Source organism: Flectobacillus sp., assembly GCF_049240685.1.
Taxonomy (GTDB): Bacteria; Bacteroidota; Bacteroidia; order Cytophagales; family Spirosomataceae; genus Flectobacillus.
In genome coordinates, this window is the sequence record NZ_JBMLSD010000208.1 from 1 (window position 1) to 20,570 (window position 20,570).

Below are 20,570 nucleotides of genomic sequence, written 5' to 3' on the forward strand. Positions count from 1 at the left end.
CCTAAAACACAAAACTTAAATATAATTCAGCACGATTACTTACTTAAAGCCATTTTTCTGTAGCCCATTACCCAAAGAAAATTGAATCAAACACCCAAATAAGTCTTGATTCAGATGAAGTCAAACTATGGTTTGATAAAAACAGAATTAAGTTTTCTTCATTTTTAAATTTTACATTACAAAAATCAATCTGAATTAGGTATTTTTGCAATGCAAATGATTGCACAAAACTGTTTGGACAAACAAAATCTTTAATGAGTATTAAATTAGCCATCGTCATGCCAGCTTACAACGAAGAAGAGTGCATGGCAGACGTAGTAAAAATCTGGAGTGACCTTTTAGACACAGAGTTTGCAGGAGAAAATACCCGCTTAATTGTAGTGAATGATGGTTCAAGAGACAATACTGGTAAAATTCTTGACGAAATTCAACCACAATATCCAAAATTGATTGTTGTGCACCAACCCAATGGTGGACACGGTAATGCGGTAGTTCACGCTTACAGAAAAGCTGTAGAAATTGGTGCTGAATACGTTTTCCAAACAGATTCGGACGACCAATTTATCCCTGAGGATGTTAAAAAACTTTGGGAAAAAAGAACTCAGTCTGATTTTATCCTTGGTTATCGTCAGGTACGCCACGATGCAGTCTTTCGTTTGCTCATCACTCGTATTTTACGCTGGAGTATGTTTTTAGTTTATGGAACTTATATATTAGACTCCAATATTCCATTCCGCTTGATTAAAGGGAGCTTTTTGAAAAAATTATTAGAGCAATTACCTAATCCTACCCCTTTTGCTCCCAATATTTTTATCGCCATTATGGCCAAAAAGTCTGGTCAAGAGCTATTCAACATTCCAATTGTTCATAAAGAACGTTTAACAGGCGAAGTTTCGATTCGTAAAATGAAGCTGCTAAAGGTTTGTTGGCAAAGCTTCAAAGAACTTTTGAACTTCCGTTTGGAATTAAATTCGAAAATCAAAAAATTGAAATAGAAATAAAGGCTTGGTATTTTTGCTAAGCCCGCTTTTAGGATAAACTTCTATTAGTAAACTCCTTTGAATGTTTTACCCAAACCTTCAAAGGAGCATTACAACAAACAGGCTATATTCTTCAGCCAAAATTTTTGTATGAAATATCAATATGTCATCATTGGTTCAGGACCTACAGGTCTTGGCGCAGCTTATCGCTTAAAAGAGCTTGGAATCACAGATTTCATTGTACTTGAAAAAGAAAACTACATTGGAGGCTTGGCCACCAGTTTTGTCGATCAAAAAGGATTTACTTGGGATGTAGGTGGTCACGTACAATTTTCACATTACAAGTATTTCGATGACTTAATGATGAAAGCCTTGGGTGAAGATGGCTGGTTGACTCACCAAAGAGAGTCTTGGGTTTGGATTGAAGACCGTTTTGTACCATATCCTTTCCAAAACAATATCAAGTATCTCAGCAAAGAAACGATGTGGAAATGCTTGGAAGGATTGATTAAGTTATACAAAAACCCTTCTAATAAAAAACCAGCTAACTTTCACGAGTGGATTTTGAATACATTTGGAGAAGGATTAGCGGAGGTATTCATGTTACCTTACAACTTTAAGGTATGGGCATTCCCTCCTGCTCAAATGAATGCAAGTTGGGTTGGTGAGCGTGTAGCAGTGACAGATTTACAAAGAGTTACACAAAATATTTTATTCGATAAAGATGACCTTTCATGGGGGCCAAATAATACATTTCAATTTCCCAAACATGGTGGTACAGGTGCTATCTGGGAAGGAGTTGGTAAATTAGTTGGCGAAGAAAATATTTTGACAAATGCCAAAGTGGCGAAAATTGACCCAATTACGAAAAAAATATTTTTGGAAGACGGTCGTGAAGTCGAATATACGCATTTGATGAATACCATGCCTTTAGATATTTTTACAACAAAGGTAGAAGGCTTGGACGAAACTATTACCGCCAAAGCTCAAGGCTTAAAACACTCTTCTACCAATGTTATCGGTATTGGTTTGAAAGGTAAACCAAAAGCAGATTTGGCAACTAAATGCTGGATGTATTTCCCAGAAAAAAATAGCCCATACTATCGTATAACAGTATTTTCTAACTATAGTCCATACAACGTACCGGATATCGAAAATCAATGGTCATTGATGGCAGAGGTAAGCGAGTCGGAGTGTAAGCCTGTCGACAGAGAAACCTTGATTAAGGATACTGTCCGTGCAATGTTGGAAGATAAATTGATTGAATCGGAGGATGATATCGTTTCTGAGTTTATTTTCTCTACAAACTATGGTTACCCAACGCCATCTGTGGAGCGCGATGGCATTTTGAAAGAAGTACTTCCTGTGCTAGAGAAATACGATATATACTCACGTGGCCGTTTTGGGGCATGGAAATACGAAGTTTCAAACCAAGACCACTCCTTGATGCAAGGCGTAGAATGGGCAAACAGAATGGTTCATGGAGTTCCTGAGTTGACCTTGTTTTTCCCAGATACAGCAAACGCTATGTGGGGCAAGTAACAAAAGGTAATTGAGTAAAAGGCTAGTCACCTGAAATTCATTCTTTTACCTAAAAAAAGTACCTAACCAACGAGAACAGTTTTGGAGATTTCATCTGAAGCTGTTCTCGTTTGATTTTTGATAGCCCCTACAAATACCTTATCTTTGATTTCGGAATAAACATACATTCAAATTGCTCAATCAGAATGAAAAAAAATTGGTTCATCCTACTTGCAGTCATCCTAGGAATTGGCGGTTTTTTCTATTATAAAAATTCCTCCGCCACCAACAATCTCATTTCTGACCTTATCCCAGATAATACACTCTTGTTGTTGGAAACATATCAACCCAATGACATCCATTATAAAACTAAACTTCAAGAATTACCCTTTACTGAAGCCATTTTCCCTATTACAACAGAATTAGAGCATTATGGATTGAAAGGTGAAAACCTTGACAAGCTATTCGCTAATAGATTACTGTATTTTGCCTACATTCCCCAAGCAAAAGAACGGATTACCTGGGCTTATTTTATACCGTTAATTTCTGAGGATGAGCCTCTACTCGATCAGCTGATTCATTTGGATAAAACCAAGGAGGGCTTACGACTTATTACGCATACAACTTCCAAGCAAAAAATTCATGAGATTTTCTTTAACTCAACCAAAACAGAGATTGCATTCTTCATTAAAGATAACTTTTTGGTAATCAGTCCTTCTACCTTAGTATTAGAGGAAATACTTTTGAGTAAAAAACACTTCTGGGCTCAAAGTCTCAAACTAAAAGATTTGTCTACTCTTACCGAATCTACCTTGATGACTACCCACGTAAACCCAAAAGCTATTCAAGAGTTTGGTATAAAAGTCGTTGAACAGAAACGAACAACAGCTCCTTATTTAACAAATATTATTCCACAATCATGGACATGGTATAAAAAAGATAGCTTTGGAAAATTAGGCGTTAAATCATTTTCTACAAGTCCGAATCCAGAGATTTTTGGCACACAATCAGCCAAAAAGTTTTCGGTAGCTAATATGATTTCGAATTCTTGCTCAATGATGCTTCATATCAGCATAGATCAATCTTCAGAATTTAGTGATGCTTGCCAACAACAAATTGATTCAAACACGGACTTGTCAAAACTCCAACAAACAGCAAATAAGGATTTTGATATTAACTTTAAAAGTTTTCAAGAAACCATCAAAAACAGTGTGAGTTTACTCAACTTGGAGGGAAGTGATGCGAGCAAGACGAACAAAATCATATTGATTCAAAATACTGAATTAAAGGGACTTCTTAAAGAAATTAGTACTCAAGTGGCAAATGCTAAGGGACAAAAGCCTTTTAGTTTACAATATGGTTCGTTCAACATTACTGCCTTGGGGGTTCGAGAATTCCCTGCTATGGTTTTGGGTCCAATCTTTTCTGGATTTAATAATTGTCTATTTACTGAATATAAAGATTTTATCATTTTGGCCAGTGATTTAAGCACACTTCAAGAATATCTCATTAATATTAGTCGAAATGAGGTGTGGTCAAGTAGTAGTCGACACCAAACGCTCCTGAAAAACCTGGAGGATAATAACCTAGTTTGGATATCTGAGCCAAACAAGGCGCTCAATGGTTTGCAGTATATTTTACCGTCCGCTTGGTTAGAGATGGTAAAATCATCTATTGAAAACGCTGGAGTTAATTTCTTGATTTATCAATCCAATGAAGAAAAATCACAATTTTCTTTTTTGAAAGGAGATTCATACAAAGGGGCAAGCGCAGGAAAATATGAGTATAAACTTTTGAAGCTAAAGGATTATGCTTACAGCTGTGTTGGAAGGCCATTGATACTAGTAAATCCTAGCACAAAAGTACCAGAATTACTCTTCCAAACATCTGGAAATCAACTTGTTTTATTGAGTAATGGTAAGAAGATATGGTCTAGTAATATCCAAGGAAAAATCTTAGGAGAACCACAATTTCTAAAAACTAGCTCTGATAAAAAACTTCGATTATTGATACTTACTAATCAAAGGGCTTATATCCTCACCCGAAAAGACGAAGGATTTGAGATAAATAGTAGTCTTGTAATCAAGGGATTAAACTCCAACGCTTGGGCGGTAGCAGAGTCGGGAAATCAAATCAACCTTATCACCTCAAACGGACAATGTGTAAGTCTAAGTTCGGAAACCCTAGAGGAAATCAGTTCATCCAAGCAAAAATTACTCGAAAACTCATTAGGGCCTTTGCCAACGATTGGATACAAAGGTCAGGTTTATACAGTTTGCTTAACAGAAAATGGGTTATTGGGTATCGTAAACAATAAGGGAGAATTTACCACTGGTTTTCCTCTAAAGACCAACATGCCAACTTTTTCAGCACCTGTCTTAGATCAGACAGATGGACAGATTGCGATTTTGGTATTAGGTCAAAAAGGTGAGTTTTTTAAGGTGAATATGGCTGGCAAAATCGTTCAGAAAAATCAGTTTTTTAGACCAGATACCGAATTTAAGTTTCAACTTTGTGCTTCCGACAAACAAAACGACTGGGTTGTAATGCGAACCAATAATAAGGTTGTGACGGTATTGGACAAAACAGATAAAGAACTATTCTCGGTAAAAGATTTAGCTTATGGTCGTAAATACATGAAGTATTATAATCTGGGAAGTGGTAACAGATTTTATGCCATTTTTAATGGTTGGACCTCCTACTACTTGTATAACGAGAAAGGTGAACAAGTTTCGGATAAACCCATAATCTCAAACTCCGCGCCCATTATTCAGTACTCAGACTCGTACAACAAGCTTATTATTACAACACATAACAATCAAAAAATTGAAACTTGGTCGATTAAGCTCAAGTAGTTTAGACTAATAACCCTCAAGCAAAGTATCTTTCTTCTGAGTAGAACCTTTGCTATGGATTGATACAACAGATATATTATGCTATTTAATACGATTCATTTTTTAATCTTTTTTGTCATTGTAACACTTGCCTATTTTAGTCTGGGGTGGTCAGGAAGATGGCGTTTGCTCTTGTTAGCAAGTTGCTATTTTTACATGATTTTCAAACCCATTTATTTTTTAATTCTTCTGAGCACAATCGTTATTGATTATGTAGCAGGGATTTTATTAGAAAACGAAAAAAATGCAGTCAGACGAAAGCTTTTACTCATTATAAGTCTAATCTCGAATATAGGAATCCTTGCCTATTTCAAATATTTCAACTTTTTGAATGATAGTTTAACAGAGCTCTTAAGTTGGGTTTCGATAGCTAATCCAATCAAAGCCTTGGATATTTTACTTCCTGTAGGATTATCTTTTCATACGTTTCAGGCCATGAGTTATACGATTGAGGTATACCGTGGGAATCATAAAGCGGAGCGTCACTTTGGAATCTACGCTTTGTATGTTATGTTTTATCCACAATTGGTGGCAGGGCCTATCGAGAGGCCCCAAAACGTATTGTATCAATTTCATCAGTTTCATCAGTTTAACTGGGAGAAGGTCAAAAGTGGATTATTTCTGATTGCTTTTGGTCTTTTTAAGAAAGTGGTCATTGCAGATAGGTTAGCGATGTTGGTAGATTTTTGTTATGACCATCCTGAGGAAAAAAATGGGCTATCTCTTCTTTTAGCCACCTTTTTTTATACATTCCAAATTTATTGTGATTTTTCTGGATATTCCGAAATTGCCCTCGGAACGGCTCGTGTCATGGGATTTGAATTAATGGAAAACTTCCATAGTCCTTATTTCTCGGGTTCTATTTCTGAGTTTTGGCGTCGTTGGCATATTTCCTTATCAACTTGGTTTCGCGACTATCTTTATATTCCATTAGGCGGAAACCGAGTATCTGAATTTCGCAAGTATCTCAACCAGTTTATTGTATTTATGGTGAGTGGATTGTGGCATGGTGCCAATTGGACTTTTGTGATTTGGGGCTCTCTGCATGGATTTTACCTTATTGTAGCTATTTTCAGAAATAAATATTTTCCAAGTCTAAAACTCCCAAAAAATCTTTGGGGACAAAGCCTCAATGTACTCAGTACCTTTACTTTGGTCATGCTGGCTTGGGTCTTTTTCAGAGCGAAAACTTTACACGATGCTACGATTGTTTTACAAAAAATAAGTTTTGTATCATTCACTGATTCATTACAAAGCCCTCTCAACAAGCTCGAATTGCTGTTCTGTTTTGCATTAATAGCCATACTTTTATTGAAAGATTGGAAATTCTTTCATGTAGATACAAGCTCAAATAAGAAATTTTGGGTACTTACCTGTAGTTTGGCGGTTCTGACCTATTTCTTGGGCGTTTTTGAAACCAATCAGTTTATCTATTTCCAGTTCTAGTTTGAGGTAATAATCAAAAAATTTATGATGCTGAAAGTATTAAAATATATCTTTTTATTTGTTGCCATTTTTTTATGGATTCAGGCATACTCTCCCGTCGTATACCGTACGATGGGTTCTATGGGCTTTTTCCCCGACGATTATCGCTATGGAGATTTGTATCGCTTATCCTACTTGCCTCAATTTAAAGACCCAGTAAAAACATGTACGAGCTATGCAGCCTCCCAAAATTCAACTCAAAAGCCTGTACACTTATATATCCTTGGCGATAGTTTTACCGAGCCTGCCCGTGTAGATTCTTCGATGCTGAAGGCAAACAAATATACCTACTTGCATTGGGCAAATAGTACTCAGATAAAGCTAGACACTAATTATTACAATATGCTCATCCTAGAGTCGGTAGAACGAACAGCACGTGAGCATTTTTCCGAAAAAGTCGACAATTATCAAATAATCGGATATGATACCATTGGGTTAGCACAAACTCCACAACTTTCTTGGAAAAGACGTTTACTTCAAAAATCTGAGGAGTTTTTGACCTGGTTATTTCCAACCCAGGTAGAAGAACGCTTGCAACATACTTTGTTTAATTATGATTTCTTTTTGAAATTTAGAGAAGCCAAGGCTTCATTTAATGAGAAAGTATTTGGTCGTGTAGAATCGGGTGTAGTTTTATCCGAAGACAAACAAGCTTTATTTTATAGAGACGAGGCAAAAGCCTCTGAAAAAACTTCTTCTTTCTATCCTTTAGAAACTCAGGAAGTAAACAAAATGGTAGAAGTCATCAATCGTTCGGCGGAGCACTATCAAAATGCAGGTTTCGACAAAGTAGTCTTGGCTTTGATTCCAAATAAAGTGAGCGTAACTAATCCAGAATTAGGGAATTATAATCATTTGATTGAAAAAATACAGTACAACGACAACTTAAAAGTACCTTTTATCGAAATCTTTAGAGATTTTAATAATCTAGGAAAAATGTATTATCTCAAAGGTGATTCACACTGGAATTGCCAAGGGAAAGAATTATGGTTGAGCAAAGTAAATAATATTCTTTAAAAAAGGGCATAAAAAAACCGTCCCAAAACGTATTTTGTGACGGTAGATATATGAAGCCTTAGGTTTAGGTTGATAGAAGCGTACTTCTACCAACCTTTTTTGTATCAATCTATTCCACGATTACTTTACAGATACAAACCTAAAACTTTTCCAAATGGTCGAGATAAAATCTATCTTGGAGATTTTGATTATATAACTCTCAAAACCTTGTGGTTATTGTATTAGAATTTCATTAGGAAAATGCCCCTATTGATTACAATAACACAATAAAGCTTTTCAAAATTGCTCCCAAACGAACCGCTTCAAATATACGTTGCTCGCTTGCTCCGTGGCTTTTTACGGATGCCTCATGCGAAGTAACACACATTTCGCAACCGTTAATTGCTGAAATTACTAAGCTCAATAATTCAAAAAATTCTTTACCCAAAACTGGGTTCATCATGATTGACATACGAATACCTGCTGGGATATTATTGTATGATTCTTTGTCCATGAAGTGACGGAAACGGTAAAATACGTTGTTGGCGTTCATCAACGAAACACAACTTGCTACTTCCAACAATTCTTTTTCCTCTACGCCTTTTGCTTTTGCCAACTCTTCCAAAGAAGCTACTAATACCGAAGCTTTTTCGTTGATAGCGACACCCAATGCCAAAAGTACTGCATCTTTTTCAGACAAAGTTGATGCTTTCAACGAGTTACTTACATTGATTTTGAGGTCTTTGATATAACGGTGATCTGCTGAGTTTAATCTATCTAAAAACACAGAAGCTAGGTCTGTTGGCAAGTTCAATTCTGCCAACAAGTTTTTTTTCGTTTCACTTGTAGTTCCAAACATAATGTGATGATTTTATTAGAATCCTGAAAGTCTTATTTGAAGAAAAGCTAACATAATCATGTTAGCCCAATGTGTTATTTAAAAACTTAAGTTAGTGGGCAAATTAAGATTTAATTTTTGAGCTTTCGGCTCTGGGCATTCGGCAAAAGTAGGCCTGTTTTTTAGCGGCATTTTGCCTATTGCTTAAAGCCTAAAGCGGGTATAATTTTAGTGGTGGTAAAGCGAAACTTAGTGATATTTATCATTTGACATACCATAAATTGCTTCGCTGAAGTACCTTTGGGAAGGTATTTAGGAAAAATAGCATTGTTTGATTACTCAAACAATGCTAGATAATTTTATATCAACTAAACTGACAAAGTTTCTTCGCCAGCTTTCCAGTTACATGGGCAAAGTTCGTCTGTTTGAAGAGCGTCCAATACACGGATTACTTCGTCTACGTTACGACCTACTGACAAGTCGTTAGCACATACCCAACGAATAACACCTTGTGGATCAACGATGTAAGTTACACGGTAAGCGATTTTCTCGTTAGCTTCCAAGATACCTAATTCTTCAGCCAAAGATTTAGAAGTATCAGCCAACATAGGGAATTTCAATCCACGAAGATCATCATGGTTGTTTCTCCACGCCAAGTGAACAAATTCAGAGTCAGTTGAAGCACCAATCAAAATTGCATCACGGTCAGCAAAGTCTTCAGATTTAGCGTTGAATGCAGCGATTTCTGTTGGACAAACGAAAGTAAAATCTTTTGGCCACCAGAACATTACCATCCATTTACCTGCGTTGATGTGGTCTTCAGAAGTGATATCATAGAATTCTTTACCTTTTTCTAAAGATACAACTGCAGATTTTTTGAAAGCTGGGAATTGAGCACCTAAACCTAACATTTTAGACATTTTTTTGTAAATTTATGATTGAATAAATATTAAAATTGTACAATTCAAATATATAATTTAACTAATTAAACTAAATATCATATTTGAAAAGTATTATTTTCGTTTTGACATTACAAAGGTCATCACAAAACTTTCTCGATACAAATTGATATTATTTATAGCCCTATAAAGATTATCAATACTAACATTTAATACTATGACAATCACTCAGTTAGAATACATTATTGCGGTCGAAAATCTTCGAAATTTTGTACAGGCTGCCGAAAGTTGTTTTGTGACCCAACCCACGCTGAGTATGCAAATACAAAAACTGGAAGATGAACTAGGAGTGAAAATTTTTGACCGTAGTAGACAACCTGTGGTGACCACTCAGATTGGTGCAGAAATTATCCAACAAGCCCGTATCACAGTTGCAGAATTTAGTAAAATCAAAGAGGTAGTTAATTCTGGCAAAAACGAGGTTTCTGGAGAAATTCGTTTGGGTGTAATTCCCACTATTGCTCCGTATTTATTGCCCTTATTTTTGTCTAGTTTCTTGGAAGAATACCCTAAACTGGAGCTAAAAATTAAGGAATTAACCACTGAAAGAATTATTCAAGGGCTCAAAAATGATGATTTGGATATTGGTTTATTAGCCACTCCTCTCCAACAGCCCAATATTATCGAGCACCATATTTTTTATGAAGAACTAGTTTTGTATGTATCAAAGCAAAATGCTTTGTACCAAAAAGAATATGCCCTTTCGGAGGATATAGACCCAAAAGAATTATGGCTTTTGGAAGAAGGGCACTGCCTCCGCTCACAAATCGAAAATCTTTGTGAATTAAAACGTAAAACAATCGGTTTTGGACAGTTCGAATACCAAGCTGGCAGCTTAGAAACTCTTCGTAAAATGGTAGAAAGAAATCAAGGAATTACGATTTTGCCAGAACTAGCCACCCTCGACTTTGAGGATAAACATAAAGGTCTAATCCGACAGTTTGCTAGTCCTGCGCCTGTGCGTGAGGTGAGTTTGGTGGCACATAAAAACTTCGCCAAAACTGCCGTTTTGAACGCCCTGAAAAAAAGTATTTTAGCGTCCTTACCCGAATCAATCAAGAATACCAAACCCCGTTCGGTTATCCAGATTAAACAGTAAGGATATTTTCACCTTCTGTTTTTGAATGAGTGATTATCTAGTTTATTTTTTATTGATGAGATACTATATCTTGTGTCTAAAGAGATATAATTCTGAAATTTAAGGTCAAACATGAGTCATACCAAATTTAGTGATTTAGCGAGTGAGTGATTATGTAAAAATTTGTATTCTAGTCTCATGCCATTCATATCTAGCATAGTAGTATCAAAAAAGCGGTCGAAAAATGTTTTTCGACCGCTTTTTTGATAAAAACGTGGAGAATAATCCAATCCTAAAAATTCGGGATGACTCATATTTGATGTTAAATCATAGTAAAAAATAATCACTAAATCACTCATTCGTTCAATCACAAATTATTATCCCATCAACCGAGGAAGCAGGACGGCTAAATGGATTTTTGGAGACATATTGCCAGTTGAAACTTATAATAGCTTTTATACAAAATGAAAAAAATACTGCTTGCCTTGGCCTGTTCAATGGTGGGGTTGGGTAAAATCAATGCTCAAAAAAACACCAAGCAATTGTTTCCTGATGGCACTCCTATTTCGAGTTGGTTTATGGTTAACAAAAAAATCACTTTACCACAACTCGGAAAAGCCTACGTTATTACTGACTATGGCGTCAAAAACGATAGCACTTTAGTACAAACGGAAGCTATCCAAAAAATTATTGACATGGCAACTGAAAAAGGTGGTGTCATTGTCATTCCACAAGGTACTTTTTTGAGTGGTGCGCTTTTTTTCAAACCCAAAACACATTTACATGTGGTAGAAGGGGGAAAATTGAAAGGCTCGGACAATATTGAAGATTATCCCAAACTACCTTCACGTATGGAAGGACAAAGCCTAGATTATTTTACAGCTTTAGTCAATGCCTATCAAGTAGATGGTTTTACGATTTCGGGTAAAGGCACTATTGATGGAAATGGCTTGAAATATTGGCAGGCGTTTTGGCAAAGAAGAAAAGAGAACCCCAACTGTACCAATTTGGAGGTTTCTCGTCCTCGATTGATTTTTATTTGGAAATCTAATAAGGTGCAGATTCAAGATGTAAAATTGCATAACTCAGGTTTCTGGACAACCCATTTATATCAGTGCAATAACGTAAAGATTTTGGATGCGCACATTTTCTCACCAGAAAAACCAGTAAAAGCACCAAGTACCGATGCCATTGACATAGATGCCTGTACCAATGTTTTGGTAAAAGGCTGTTATTTGTCTGTAAATGACGATGCTATTGCGCTCAAAGGTGGTAAAGGTCCTTGGGCTGATAAGGTTCCTAACAATGGTGCCAACAAAAATATCATTATCGAAGATTGTGAGTTTGGTTTTTGTCATTCTGCGGTTACCTGTGGTAGTGAGGCCATACATATCCGCAATATCATCATGCGTAACTGTTATGTGAATGAAGCAACAAGAGTTTTATGGCTCAAAATGCGTCCTGATACCCCACAATTATATGAATTTATTTTAGTAGAAAATGTCAAAGGAAATGCTCATAGTTTACTTTATGTTAAACCTTGGAAACAATTTTTTGACTTACAGGGACGTAAAGATGTGCCTCTCTCCTATTCAGACCATGTAACCTTGAAAAATATCGAAGTAAAATGCGATATTTTTTACGATGTAGCCATTTCGGAATACGACAAACTTTCCAATTTTACTTTTGAAAACTTTAAAGTAGAAAGTAAAAATCCTGCTTTCGACAAATCTGTAGTAAAAGGTTTTACCTTGAAAAATGTGATAGTGAATGGTGCGGCGATTAAGTAATATCTTCTAGTGTCATATAAAAATCCCTTTGTGATGGTTTAAATACCAACAAAGGGATTTTTTATTTTTACCGATTATCATATTTATCAAGGATTCTCAATAATCTTAATGTTAATTTGCGTGAAATAAATTTTCTACGTTAAATCCCAATTTTTATGCTTTACCTATTCTGGGGACTTTTAAATCTCGCTCTTATTGTCCTCTATCTAAGATTAATGTTTTTCTCTCTGCGTAACATCTCACGGAAAAACGGCATACTAGCAGCCATTCTAGTCTTTATGCTTTTCCCAGGCATATTGAGTCAAGCAGGCACAAAAAAGGCTCCTCCTCAGTATTTTGAGATGGCAAAAGGTCATGATTCCAGCCGAATGTTTACAACAGTTTTCTCGGTAGAAGACTACAAACTTTTCAAAAAAGAAGTGATTCTTTACTATGAAAAGCATCAAAAAATCGAAGTCTTAGCTATGCAAGGCATGGAATCAGGGTGGAATACTGGCGTTCGTTGGCAACCCACCAGCATCACTGCGTATCAAGATACTAAAAGCCAAAAAGTTAATTACGCCATTTCAGCAAAGGTAGACTGGACGATTCTTTCTATTCCTATTTTTACAACGATTGAAACGATAAACGGTACAGTTCAAATCAAGTAAACCCAATTTTGATTTGAAGGAATGATTACAATTTTACAGATTTCATAAACAAACACCTACGAAATATTCGTAGGTGTTTGTTTTTTTATACCTTTGTAACAATCAAACTTTAACATAATGGAAAAATTAACACCCTCTGAAGAAGAAGCTATGTTGGTAATTTGGAGTAAACAAGGCGGTTTTGTCAAAGATATTTTAGAAGGTCTATCTGGCGAAAAACCACCCTACACAACCTTGGCGTCTACCGTAAAAAATTTAGAGAAAAAAGGATTTGTCAAGGCCGTAAAATATGCGAATGCCTTTCGCTATGAACCGATTATTGCACAAGAAAACTACAAGCGTGAGCACGTTGGAAATGTTGTTTCTGGTTATTTCAAAAACTCATACAAGGAATTAGTAAGCTTTTTTGCCCAAGAAGAAAAAATTACACCAGATGATTTGCAAGAAATTTTGAACATGATTCAAAACGGCAAATCATAATTTTTCAATTACTCAACCTTCTATTTTTTCCTCTTTTTCGCTTTTTAAAACTATTTTCAAAAAAATATCTACGAAATTTTCGTAGATATTCGATTTTTTCGTACGTTTGTATAGTAAGGCAAACATACACCTGATAATTATGAAAATTTAACAGCTATTCAAAACTAGAAAAGCTTATGAATCAGATGCTTATTATGATAGTACAAATTCAACTATCACTAGCCTTATTCTATTTGGGCTATCGTTTTTTACTTCGTCCATTAACGTTTTATACCTATAATCGGTGGTATTTTTTGTTGACGACTCTGTATTCATTGATTGCTCCAATCCTGTTACATAATCGTTCGATTGTGCCGCAAATTACCGTACCAACCAATAATTTGGTATTGTATTTACCTATGATTCAGGAAAAACAATTTGATTATTCGTGGGTACAGATATTCTATGGACTTGTAGTAATGAGTCTTTTATTGAAGATAGTATTGTCTGTTTTACATATTCAGAAAATAAAAAAGACAGCAACCGTTTATGATTGGGAAAATATTCGTTTTTGGCACAGCAACCAAATAGAAAGCGCCTTTTCGTTTTGGAATGACATTTTTTGTAATCTCCAAAAACATGGTATAAAAGACCTACCAGCCATCTTGACGCATGAGGCAATCCATGTAGAGAAAAAACATACACTCGACGTACTATTTTTTGAATTGCTATCTGTCATTTTTTGGTTTAATCCAGCAGTATGGCTTCTCAAACGTGGTGTAAAAGAAAATATCGAGTATCAAACAGATAGTCTGGTCGTAGGCTCTGGGCAGGACAAAAAACAATACCAAATGCAATTGCTCTATGTAGCCATGGGACAAAATTCTATACCTCTTTCAAATTCATTCAATGTACAAGAATTAAAACACCGTATTTCTATGATGAACAAAAAATCCTCTAGCAACAAAGATTTGAGAAGGTACTTATTATTGGCGCCTATCCTACTCACCAGTCTAACGGCCTTTACTGTAACTCAAACGACGCAAAACTCTGAGCACATTATCGAAAAAACAACAAGTGCTATTGATGATTATTTGCAAGCACACGCACAATCTCCTAAACAAGTAAGTCGACAAAATGAGGAGATGCCGCTTGTCAATTTGGCAGAAATCGTAGTGATGGGTTCCTCTTACAAAGGTGATTCTGTCAAAGTTAAAGACAATGGCACCCAAGTTACGATTAAACTTACAGGAATGGGGAATGCAAAGATTGACTCTTCCACCAAATTCATTGCTGTAAAAGATATGATTTTGGTAAAAAATGAAGACAATGTATTCACCGTTATGAATGATTCTACTTCGAAAATCAATAAGAGAGCCACTTCGCCTATGACCGCACCGCTCTGTATTGTTGATGGAAAAGAAGTTCCTTACGGACCATCTGGTTTGAGCGGAATTGACCCCAGCACCATAGAGTCGATAAGCGTTTGGAAAGATAAAAAAGCTATTGAAATCTATGGCGAAAAAGGACGCAATGGAGTAATTTTTGTAACGCTGAAAAAATAACCTCTTTCAAACCTACAAAAGAATCCTTCGACTAAATGGTCGAGGGATTTTTGTATTTATGAATTCGCTATCTCAAAATTAACCGCCAATATTCTTATTTTAGCCTGATTTGAAATACTTCTTAAAAACATAGAGAAGCATAATGCAAAATCGCTATCAATTCGGTAATTTGTTTCGTTAAGCCAAATCAAGCTTGTACTTTTGTTATCAATAAACCTTTTTGTTTAAAAATCTTATCCTTTATACAGGGACAAGGTTTTTGATTTCGCTCATTTTTTTACATGAAAAAACTCCTTTTTTGCTTGCTAATTATGGCCAGTTTTGGCGTAAATGCACAGCTACTCGTCAACAAACCTACTTTTACGCACGATGACACGCTTCGTGGCTCAATTACCAAAGAACGTATTTGGTGGGACTTAAAACATTATGCTTTACATGTAAAAGTACAACCCAAAGACAGCACTTTTAGCGGTTTTAATACCATCACCTACCAAGTATTACAGCCATCACAAGTTTTGCAGGTAGATTTACAACAACCTTTAATCATCAGTAAAATTGTACAAGATGGGGTTAATCTCAAGTTTAAAAGAGATGGAAATGCCTTTTTTGTGACGCTTCAAAAACCACAAAAAGTAGGAAAAACCGAAAGTCTTACAGTGTATTATCAAGGAAAACCAAGAGTAGCCAAGCGTGCACCTTGGGATGGTGGTATATCTTGGAGCAAAGACAAAGAGGGCAAATTGTTCCTGGCAACCTCTTGTCAAGGTCTTGGCGCATCGGTTTGGTGGCCGTGTAAAGACCACATGTACGACGAACCCGACAGTATGAGTATTGCCGTAACAGTTCCGAAAGGTCTAATGGATGTTTCGAACGGTCGTTTGAGAAGTGTGAAAGAAAATAGCGACAATACGACCACCTTTGTGTGGGCTGTGGTAAATCCAATTAACAACTATGGTGTAAATCTGAACATTGCGAACTATTACAGAATTACGGATAAGTATTTTGGAGAAAAAGGCCCACTAGATCTCAACTATTATGTTCTTCCTGAAAACTATCAAAAAGCCATGACGCATTTCAATCAAGCCAAAGATATGTTGAAGGCTTTTGAACATTGGTTTGGACCATATCCGTTTTATGAAGATGGCTATAAGTTGGTAGAAGTACCGTATTTGGGAATGGAGCATCAGAGCTCAGTAACTTACGGAAATGGCTATCAAAATGGCTATCGTGGTCGTGATTTGTCGGGTACAGGCTGGGGAACAAAATGGGACTTTATTATTGTACATGAGTCTGGACATGAGTGGTTTGCCAACAATATTACTTACAAGGATATAGCAGACATGTGGATTCATGAGAGTTTTACCAACTATTCTGAAAACCTGTTTACTGAGTATCATTTCGGAAAAGAAGCTGGACATGCATACGTTTTAGGAACTCGTAAACTGATTAGCAACGACCGACCAATAATCGGGGTTTATAATGTAAATCATGAAGGTTCGGGTGATATGTACTACAAAGGTGGCAATATGCTTCACACAATTCGTTATATTATTGATAATGATGAAAAATGGAGAAGTATTCTTCGTGGAATGAACCAAGTATTTTATCATAAAACCGTTACAACCGAAGAAATCGAAAACTTTTTATCACAACAAAGCGGGGTTAATCTGAGTAAAGTCTTTGACCAATATCTTAGAACGGTACAAATTCCTACTTTAGAATATAAAGTGTCTGGAAACAAGTTAGAATACCGTTGGACTACCTGTATTGATGGTTTTGATATGCCAGTCAGATTCAAAAAAGCAGATAATACTTATCTAAAAGTAAAGCCTAGTACCCAATGGCAAACTGTAGAAGACAGTAATTTAAGTAACTTAACTATTGATGAGAATTTTTATATAAACTCTAAAAATCTTACCAAATAATTCAAAAAGGTGCGTTTAATTATATTTAGACGCACTTTTTTGTTTTTTAAATTTTAAAACTTCAGCTCGAATAATCCTCATCGAACTTGAAAATTCCTATTGAATGTAATAATTCTTGAAACAAAGAGTAATTGTAAATAGCTTTACAGTCCGAATTAACCTATTATTCCTCTCAATAATTTTCTATCAGCGACACTCAGAGCTTGAGCATCTTTTTTTTCGCCATTAAGAGACATACTCATCTCAAAAAAGTACATTCTTGACAACAGATATCATCCTTACTTTATGGTTCAAGGAAGTACTTCTTCTATTCATTCAATTATATAACTAAACAATGAAAAACATCTTTACTAAAAGCCTTTTGGTTTTTGGCTTGATGCTGTTTGCCTTTGTGTCTACAGCTCAAACCAAAATATCAGGAAAGGTAACCGACGCGTCCACTAATGAAGTTATGGCTGGGGTCAATATCATGATTAGAGGAAAAGTAACGGGTACTACCACTAACCTTGACGGAACCTTTACCCTGTATACGCAGGTACCATTACCTTTCAAACTAGCTATCTCCTTCGTTGGCTACAAAACCCAAGAGATTGTTGTTACGGATTCGCAAGCCAAACTCGACATCGCCATGGTCGAACAAGTAATTCAAGGGGAAGAAGTCGTAGTATCAGCTGCCCGTGTGGAAGAAAGTGTAATGAAATCTCCTGTAACTATCGAAAAAATCGATATTCGTACCATTCAAGCCAATCCTTCTTTCAATTTTTTGGAGAGTTTGAAATACCTTAAGGGAGTGGATTACACCACTCAATCCATGTCATTTACGTCTATCAACGCACGCGGATTCAATGCCAACGGAAACAACCGTCTTGTACAGTTAGTAGATGGGATGGATAACCAAGCACCAGGGACTAACTTCTCGGTAGGTACCATTGTGGTTACCTCTGATATTGACTTAGCAAGTGCCGAATTTTTGCCAGGGGCGGCCTCTGCACTGTACGGACCAAATGCACTCAATGGTATTTTGTTGATGAATACCAAAAGTCCTTTTTTGTATAAAGGTTTAAGTGCTAATCTTAAAACAGGCATGATGCACGAAAGCAATCGTAGTCAACCCAACAGCCCGTTTTATGATTTTAGTATGCGCTGGGCACAATCGTTCAATGATAAATTTGCGATGAAAGTTAACTTCTGGTACATCGGAGTACCAAGAGACTGGGCGGTAAGCAATACCTTGAATATGAATGATGGTTTGACGGGTAAAACGAATCGTATGACAGACCCTAACTACAACGGTGTTAATGTATACGGAGATGAAGTTTCACAAGATTTGCGTTCAATAGCAGATAAAATGGTTGCGGCGAATCTTTTACCTGCATCTACAGCCTCGCTGATACCTTACGGAACATTGGTAAGTAGAACAGGTTATAATGAATTGGATTTGGTAAAACCTGAGGCCAAAAATATTCGTACAAGTATGGCGCTACACTATCGTTTGACCGAAAATATTGAAGCTATTGGACAATTTATGTATGGTAGTGGTACGTCAGTATACATGGGTTCTGACAGATACTCGCTGAATAATTTTTCTGGTATCCAAGCCAAACTTGAGTTGAAAGGTTCTAACTTTTATGTGCGTGGATATACCACTCAAGAGCGTTCGGGAGATACTTTTGCTACAGGCGTTTTGGCACAAATACTCAATGAAAGTTGGGGTGGCGGAAGTACGGCTTGGTATCCAACCTACGTAGGTGCCTATTTAAAAGCTTTACAATCGGGGAATACTAGCATTGCAGCGCATAACCAAGCTCGTGGGGTAGCCGATGCTGGAAGACCACTTCCTGGTTCTGCCGTTTTTAATGCCTTAACTGCTGATATCAAAAATGTAAATATTGCAGCAACAGACAATATTTCTTACCCGTATGGAGGCGCCCACCTGTATGACAAAACCAATATGTATCAGTTGGAAGGTATGTACAATTTCAAAAATGAGATGAAGTTTGCTGAGGTAATTGTAGGTGGCAATTACCGCATGTATGACCTCAACTCAGGAGGAACATTTTACCCTGATAAAGATGGAAAAGGAATTCAGGTAAATGAGTGGGGGGCCTACGTCCAAGCAACAAAATCGTTTTTCGACGAGAAACTGAAAATTGTAGCATCTAGTCGATATGACAAAAACCAAAACTTCGATGGACAATTTTCTCCACGTTTGGCCGCGGTAGTATCTCCTTGGAAAGAACATTCTTTTAGAGCATCGTATCAAACAGGTTTTAGAATTCCAACGATTCAGTCGCAGTATGTCGACATCAAAGCCCCACAAGCAATCGTAATTGGAGGTTTGGGCAACTATGCCACCAAATATGGTTTAAATTCTAGCACTAACCCAGCTTATACCTTAGCTACAGTGAGAGCATTTGGTACACAAATTCAAGAAAGAGCTACAGCTTTGGCTCCGAGTATTGCCACAGGATTGCAAGCAGAAGCGCAAGCCAATCCTCAAGCCTTTGCCAACAAATATGGGGTAGCGCCATCGGCAGCCTCTATTGCTGATTTGACTACTAAACTAGCTACGCAACAAGGAACACAAGCTGCCTTGGCTTCGGGGGTATTAAAACCTTATGAATTTAAGCCTTACAAACCAGAAATTGTACAAACGTATGAATTGGGGTATCGTGGATTGATTGCCAATACACTTTACATCGATGCGAGTTATTACTACAATCAATTCAAGAATTTTGCCTATCAAGAAACATTGATACAATCTACTACAGGAACACCAGTAGGTTTACTTAGCGAATCTACTCGTCAAATTTACTCGATGCCAGCCTCTTCGCAAGGTAAAGCAGTGACTGAAGGTTTTGCGGCTGGTATAGATTATCGTTTGCCAAAAGGCTTTTTAATTGGTGGCAATATTTCTTATAACTCTTTGAAAGAGTTTGACCAAAATATCATTGACCAAGGAGGAACAGCGGCATTCAATACACCAAAATTCAAGTATTCTGCTTCAATTGCAAACCGTGAACTTGGCAAATCTGGCATTGGTTTCAACGTAATTTGGCGTTATCAAGATGCCTTTTTGTGGCAGTCGGGTATCGTTGCAGGATATGATTCAAACGCTACTATTGTACCAGCAATATCGACCTTTGATGCGCAGGTTTCAAAGAAAATTTCTAGCTTAAAATCTATCCTAAAACTGGGTGCAACGAATATTCTTGGAAAATCATACTTCACAGCTTATGGTAATCCGAATGTAGGTTCAACCTACTTCTTGTCATTAACATTTGATGAGTTGACAAAATAAACACTTTTTACAAACTAACACATCTATTCGGGTAAAGGAGAAATCTTTTACCCGTTTTTTTATTCACGAGGTTCTATTTTGAGTATATAATCCTTTCTTGAACCCTATAGTTAAAACACTTAATAATCG

The 20,570-nt window shown here is 36.5% G+C and carries 14 protein-coding genes; 12 read left to right on the forward strand and 2 right to left on the reverse strand.

Features of this window, described 5'->3' with window-relative positions:
- Nucleotides 1-254: 254 nt before the first annotated feature.
- From ACOVQ4_RS09580 to ACOVQ4_RS09600, 5 genes are all read left to right on the forward strand, one after another.
- Nucleotides 255-995 carry a glycosyltransferase family 2 protein gene (locus ACOVQ4_RS09580; protein WP_421820429.1) on the forward strand — a complete coding sequence of 247 codons (741 nt, stop codon included), beginning with the start codon at nucleotides 255-257 and terminating at the stop codon, nucleotides 993-995.
- A gap of 135 nt (nucleotides 996-1,130) precedes the next feature.
- The gene (locus ACOVQ4_RS09585; protein WP_421820430.1) at nucleotides 1,131-2,522 is read left to right on the forward strand and encodes a protoporphyrinogen/coproporphyrinogen oxidase; all 1,392 of its coding nucleotides are present in this window, start codon (nucleotides 1,131-1,133) and stop codon (nucleotides 2,520-2,522) included.
- 185 nt (nucleotides 2,523-2,707) lie between these two features.
- Nucleotides 2,708-5,356, forward strand: coding sequence for a hypothetical protein (locus ACOVQ4_RS09590; RefSeq protein WP_421820431.1), 2,649 nt, complete (start codon nucleotides 2,708-2,710; stop codon nucleotides 5,354-5,356).
- 78 nt (nucleotides 5,357-5,434) lie between these two features.
- Nucleotides 5,435-6,841, forward strand: coding sequence for an MBOAT family O-acyltransferase (locus ACOVQ4_RS09595; RefSeq protein WP_421820432.1), 1,407 nt, complete (start codon nucleotides 5,435-5,437; stop codon nucleotides 6,839-6,841).
- Nucleotides 6,842-6,865: 24 nt separating this feature from the next.
- Nucleotides 6,866-7,897 carry a hypothetical protein gene (locus ACOVQ4_RS09600; RefSeq protein ID WP_421820433.1) on the forward strand — a complete coding sequence of 344 codons (1,032 nt, stop codon included), beginning with the start codon at nucleotides 6,866-6,868 and terminating at the stop codon, nucleotides 7,895-7,897.
- Nucleotides 7,898-8,150: 253 nt separating this feature from the next.
- Here ACOVQ4_RS09600 and ACOVQ4_RS09605 read toward each other — a convergent pair whose 3' ends face one another.
- Both ACOVQ4_RS09605 and ACOVQ4_RS09610 read right to left on the reverse strand, forming a co-directional pair.
- Nucleotides 8,151-8,735, reverse strand: a complete 585-nt coding sequence (locus ACOVQ4_RS09605) for a carboxymuconolactone decarboxylase family protein (protein WP_421820434.1) — start codon at nucleotides 8,733-8,735, stop codon at nucleotides 8,151-8,153.
- 347 nt (nucleotides 8,736-9,082) lie between these two features.
- Entirely contained in the window at nucleotides 9,083-9,625 is a 543-nt protein-coding gene (locus ACOVQ4_RS09610) for a peroxiredoxin (protein ID WP_205690763.1), read from the reverse strand.
- 205 nt (nucleotides 9,626-9,830) lie between these two features.
- Between ACOVQ4_RS09610 and ACOVQ4_RS09615 the strand changes: the two genes are divergently transcribed.
- The 7 genes from ACOVQ4_RS09615 to ACOVQ4_RS09645 all read left to right on the forward strand — a co-directional run bounded on the left by ACOVQ4_RS09615 (nucleotide 9,831) and on the right by ACOVQ4_RS09645 (nucleotide 20,441).
- Nucleotides 9,831-10,772, forward strand: coding sequence for a hydrogen peroxide-inducible genes activator (locus ACOVQ4_RS09615; RefSeq protein ID WP_421820435.1), 942 nt, complete (start codon nucleotides 9,831-9,833; stop codon nucleotides 10,770-10,772).
- A 443-nt stretch (nucleotides 10,773-11,215) separates the two neighbouring features.
- Nucleotides 11,216-12,541 carry a rhamnogalacturonidase gene (locus ACOVQ4_RS09620; RefSeq protein WP_421820436.1) on the forward strand — a complete coding sequence of 442 codons (1,326 nt, stop codon included), beginning with the start codon at nucleotides 11,216-11,218 and terminating at the stop codon, nucleotides 12,539-12,541.
- Between the two features lie 155 nt (nucleotides 12,542-12,696).
- A complete protein-coding gene (locus ACOVQ4_RS09625; protein WP_421820437.1) occupies nucleotides 12,697-13,191 on the forward strand; it encodes a hypothetical protein in 495 nt (164 codons plus the stop codon).
- Between the two features lie 117 nt (nucleotides 13,192-13,308).
- Entirely contained in the window at nucleotides 13,309-13,671 is a 363-nt protein-coding gene (locus ACOVQ4_RS09630) for a BlaI/MecI/CopY family transcriptional regulator (RefSeq protein WP_421820438.1), read from the forward strand.
- A gap of 176 nt (nucleotides 13,672-13,847) precedes the next feature.
- Nucleotides 13,848-15,215 (forward strand): M56 family metallopeptidase, encoded by a 1,368-nt coding sequence (locus ACOVQ4_RS09635; protein WP_421820439.1) that lies wholly within the window; start codon nucleotides 13,848-13,850, stop codon nucleotides 15,213-15,215.
- A 281-nt stretch (nucleotides 15,216-15,496) separates the two neighbouring features.
- Nucleotides 15,497-17,140 carry a M1 family metallopeptidase gene (locus ACOVQ4_RS09640; RefSeq protein WP_421820440.1) on the forward strand — a complete coding sequence of 548 codons (1,644 nt, stop codon included), beginning with the start codon at nucleotides 15,497-15,499 and terminating at the stop codon, nucleotides 17,138-17,140.
- Between the two features lie 334 nt (nucleotides 17,141-17,474).
- The gene (locus tag ACOVQ4_RS09645) at nucleotides 17,475-20,441 is read left to right on the forward strand and encodes a TonB-dependent receptor (RefSeq protein WP_421820441.1); all 2,967 of its coding nucleotides are present in this window, start codon (nucleotides 17,475-17,477) and stop codon (nucleotides 20,439-20,441) included.
- The last annotated feature ends 129 nt before the right edge of the window (nucleotides 20,442-20,570 follow it).

Coding starts and splice junctions, on each gene's coding strand:
- ACOVQ4_RS09580 (WP_421820429.1), top strand. CDS start 255: ATGAGTATTAAATTAGCCATCGTCATGCCAGCTTACAACGAAGAAGAG.
- ACOVQ4_RS09585 (WP_421820430.1), top strand. CDS start 1,131: ATGAAATATCAATATGTCATCATTGGTTCAGGACCTACAGGTCTTGGC.
- ACOVQ4_RS09590 (WP_421820431.1), top strand. CDS start 2,708: ATGAAAAAAAATTGGTTCATCCTACTTGCAGTCATCCTAGGAATTGGC.
- ACOVQ4_RS09595 (WP_421820432.1), top strand. CDS start 5,435: ATGCTATTTAATACGATTCATTTTTTAATCTTTTTTGTCATTGTAACA.
- ACOVQ4_RS09600 (WP_421820433.1), top strand. CDS start 6,866: ATGATGCTGAAAGTATTAAAATATATCTTTTTATTTGTTGCCATTTTT.
- ACOVQ4_RS09605 (WP_421820434.1), bottom strand. CDS start 8,735: ATGTTTGGAACTACAAGTGAAACGAAAAAAAACTTGTTGGCAGAATTG.
- ACOVQ4_RS09610 (WP_205690763.1), bottom strand. CDS start 9,625: ATGTTAGGTTTAGGTGCTCAATTCCCAGCTTTCAAAAAATCTGCAGTT.
- ACOVQ4_RS09615 (WP_421820435.1), top strand. CDS start 9,831: ATGACAATCACTCAGTTAGAATACATTATTGCGGTCGAAAATCTTCGA.
- ACOVQ4_RS09620 (WP_421820436.1), top strand. CDS start 11,216: ATGAAAAAAATACTGCTTGCCTTGGCCTGTTCAATGGTGGGGTTGGGT.
- ACOVQ4_RS09625 (WP_421820437.1), top strand. CDS start 12,697: ATGCTTTACCTATTCTGGGGACTTTTAAATCTCGCTCTTATTGTCCTC.
- ACOVQ4_RS09630 (WP_421820438.1), top strand. CDS start 13,309: ATGGAAAAATTAACACCCTCTGAAGAAGAAGCTATGTTGGTAATTTGG.
- ACOVQ4_RS09635 (WP_421820439.1), top strand. CDS start 13,848: ATGAATCAGATGCTTATTATGATAGTACAAATTCAACTATCACTAGCC.
- ACOVQ4_RS09640 (WP_421820440.1), top strand. CDS start 15,497: ATGAAAAAACTCCTTTTTTGCTTGCTAATTATGGCCAGTTTTGGCGTA.
- ACOVQ4_RS09645 (WP_421820441.1), top strand. CDS start 17,475: ATGAAAAACATCTTTACTAAAAGCCTTTTGGTTTTTGGCTTGATGCTG.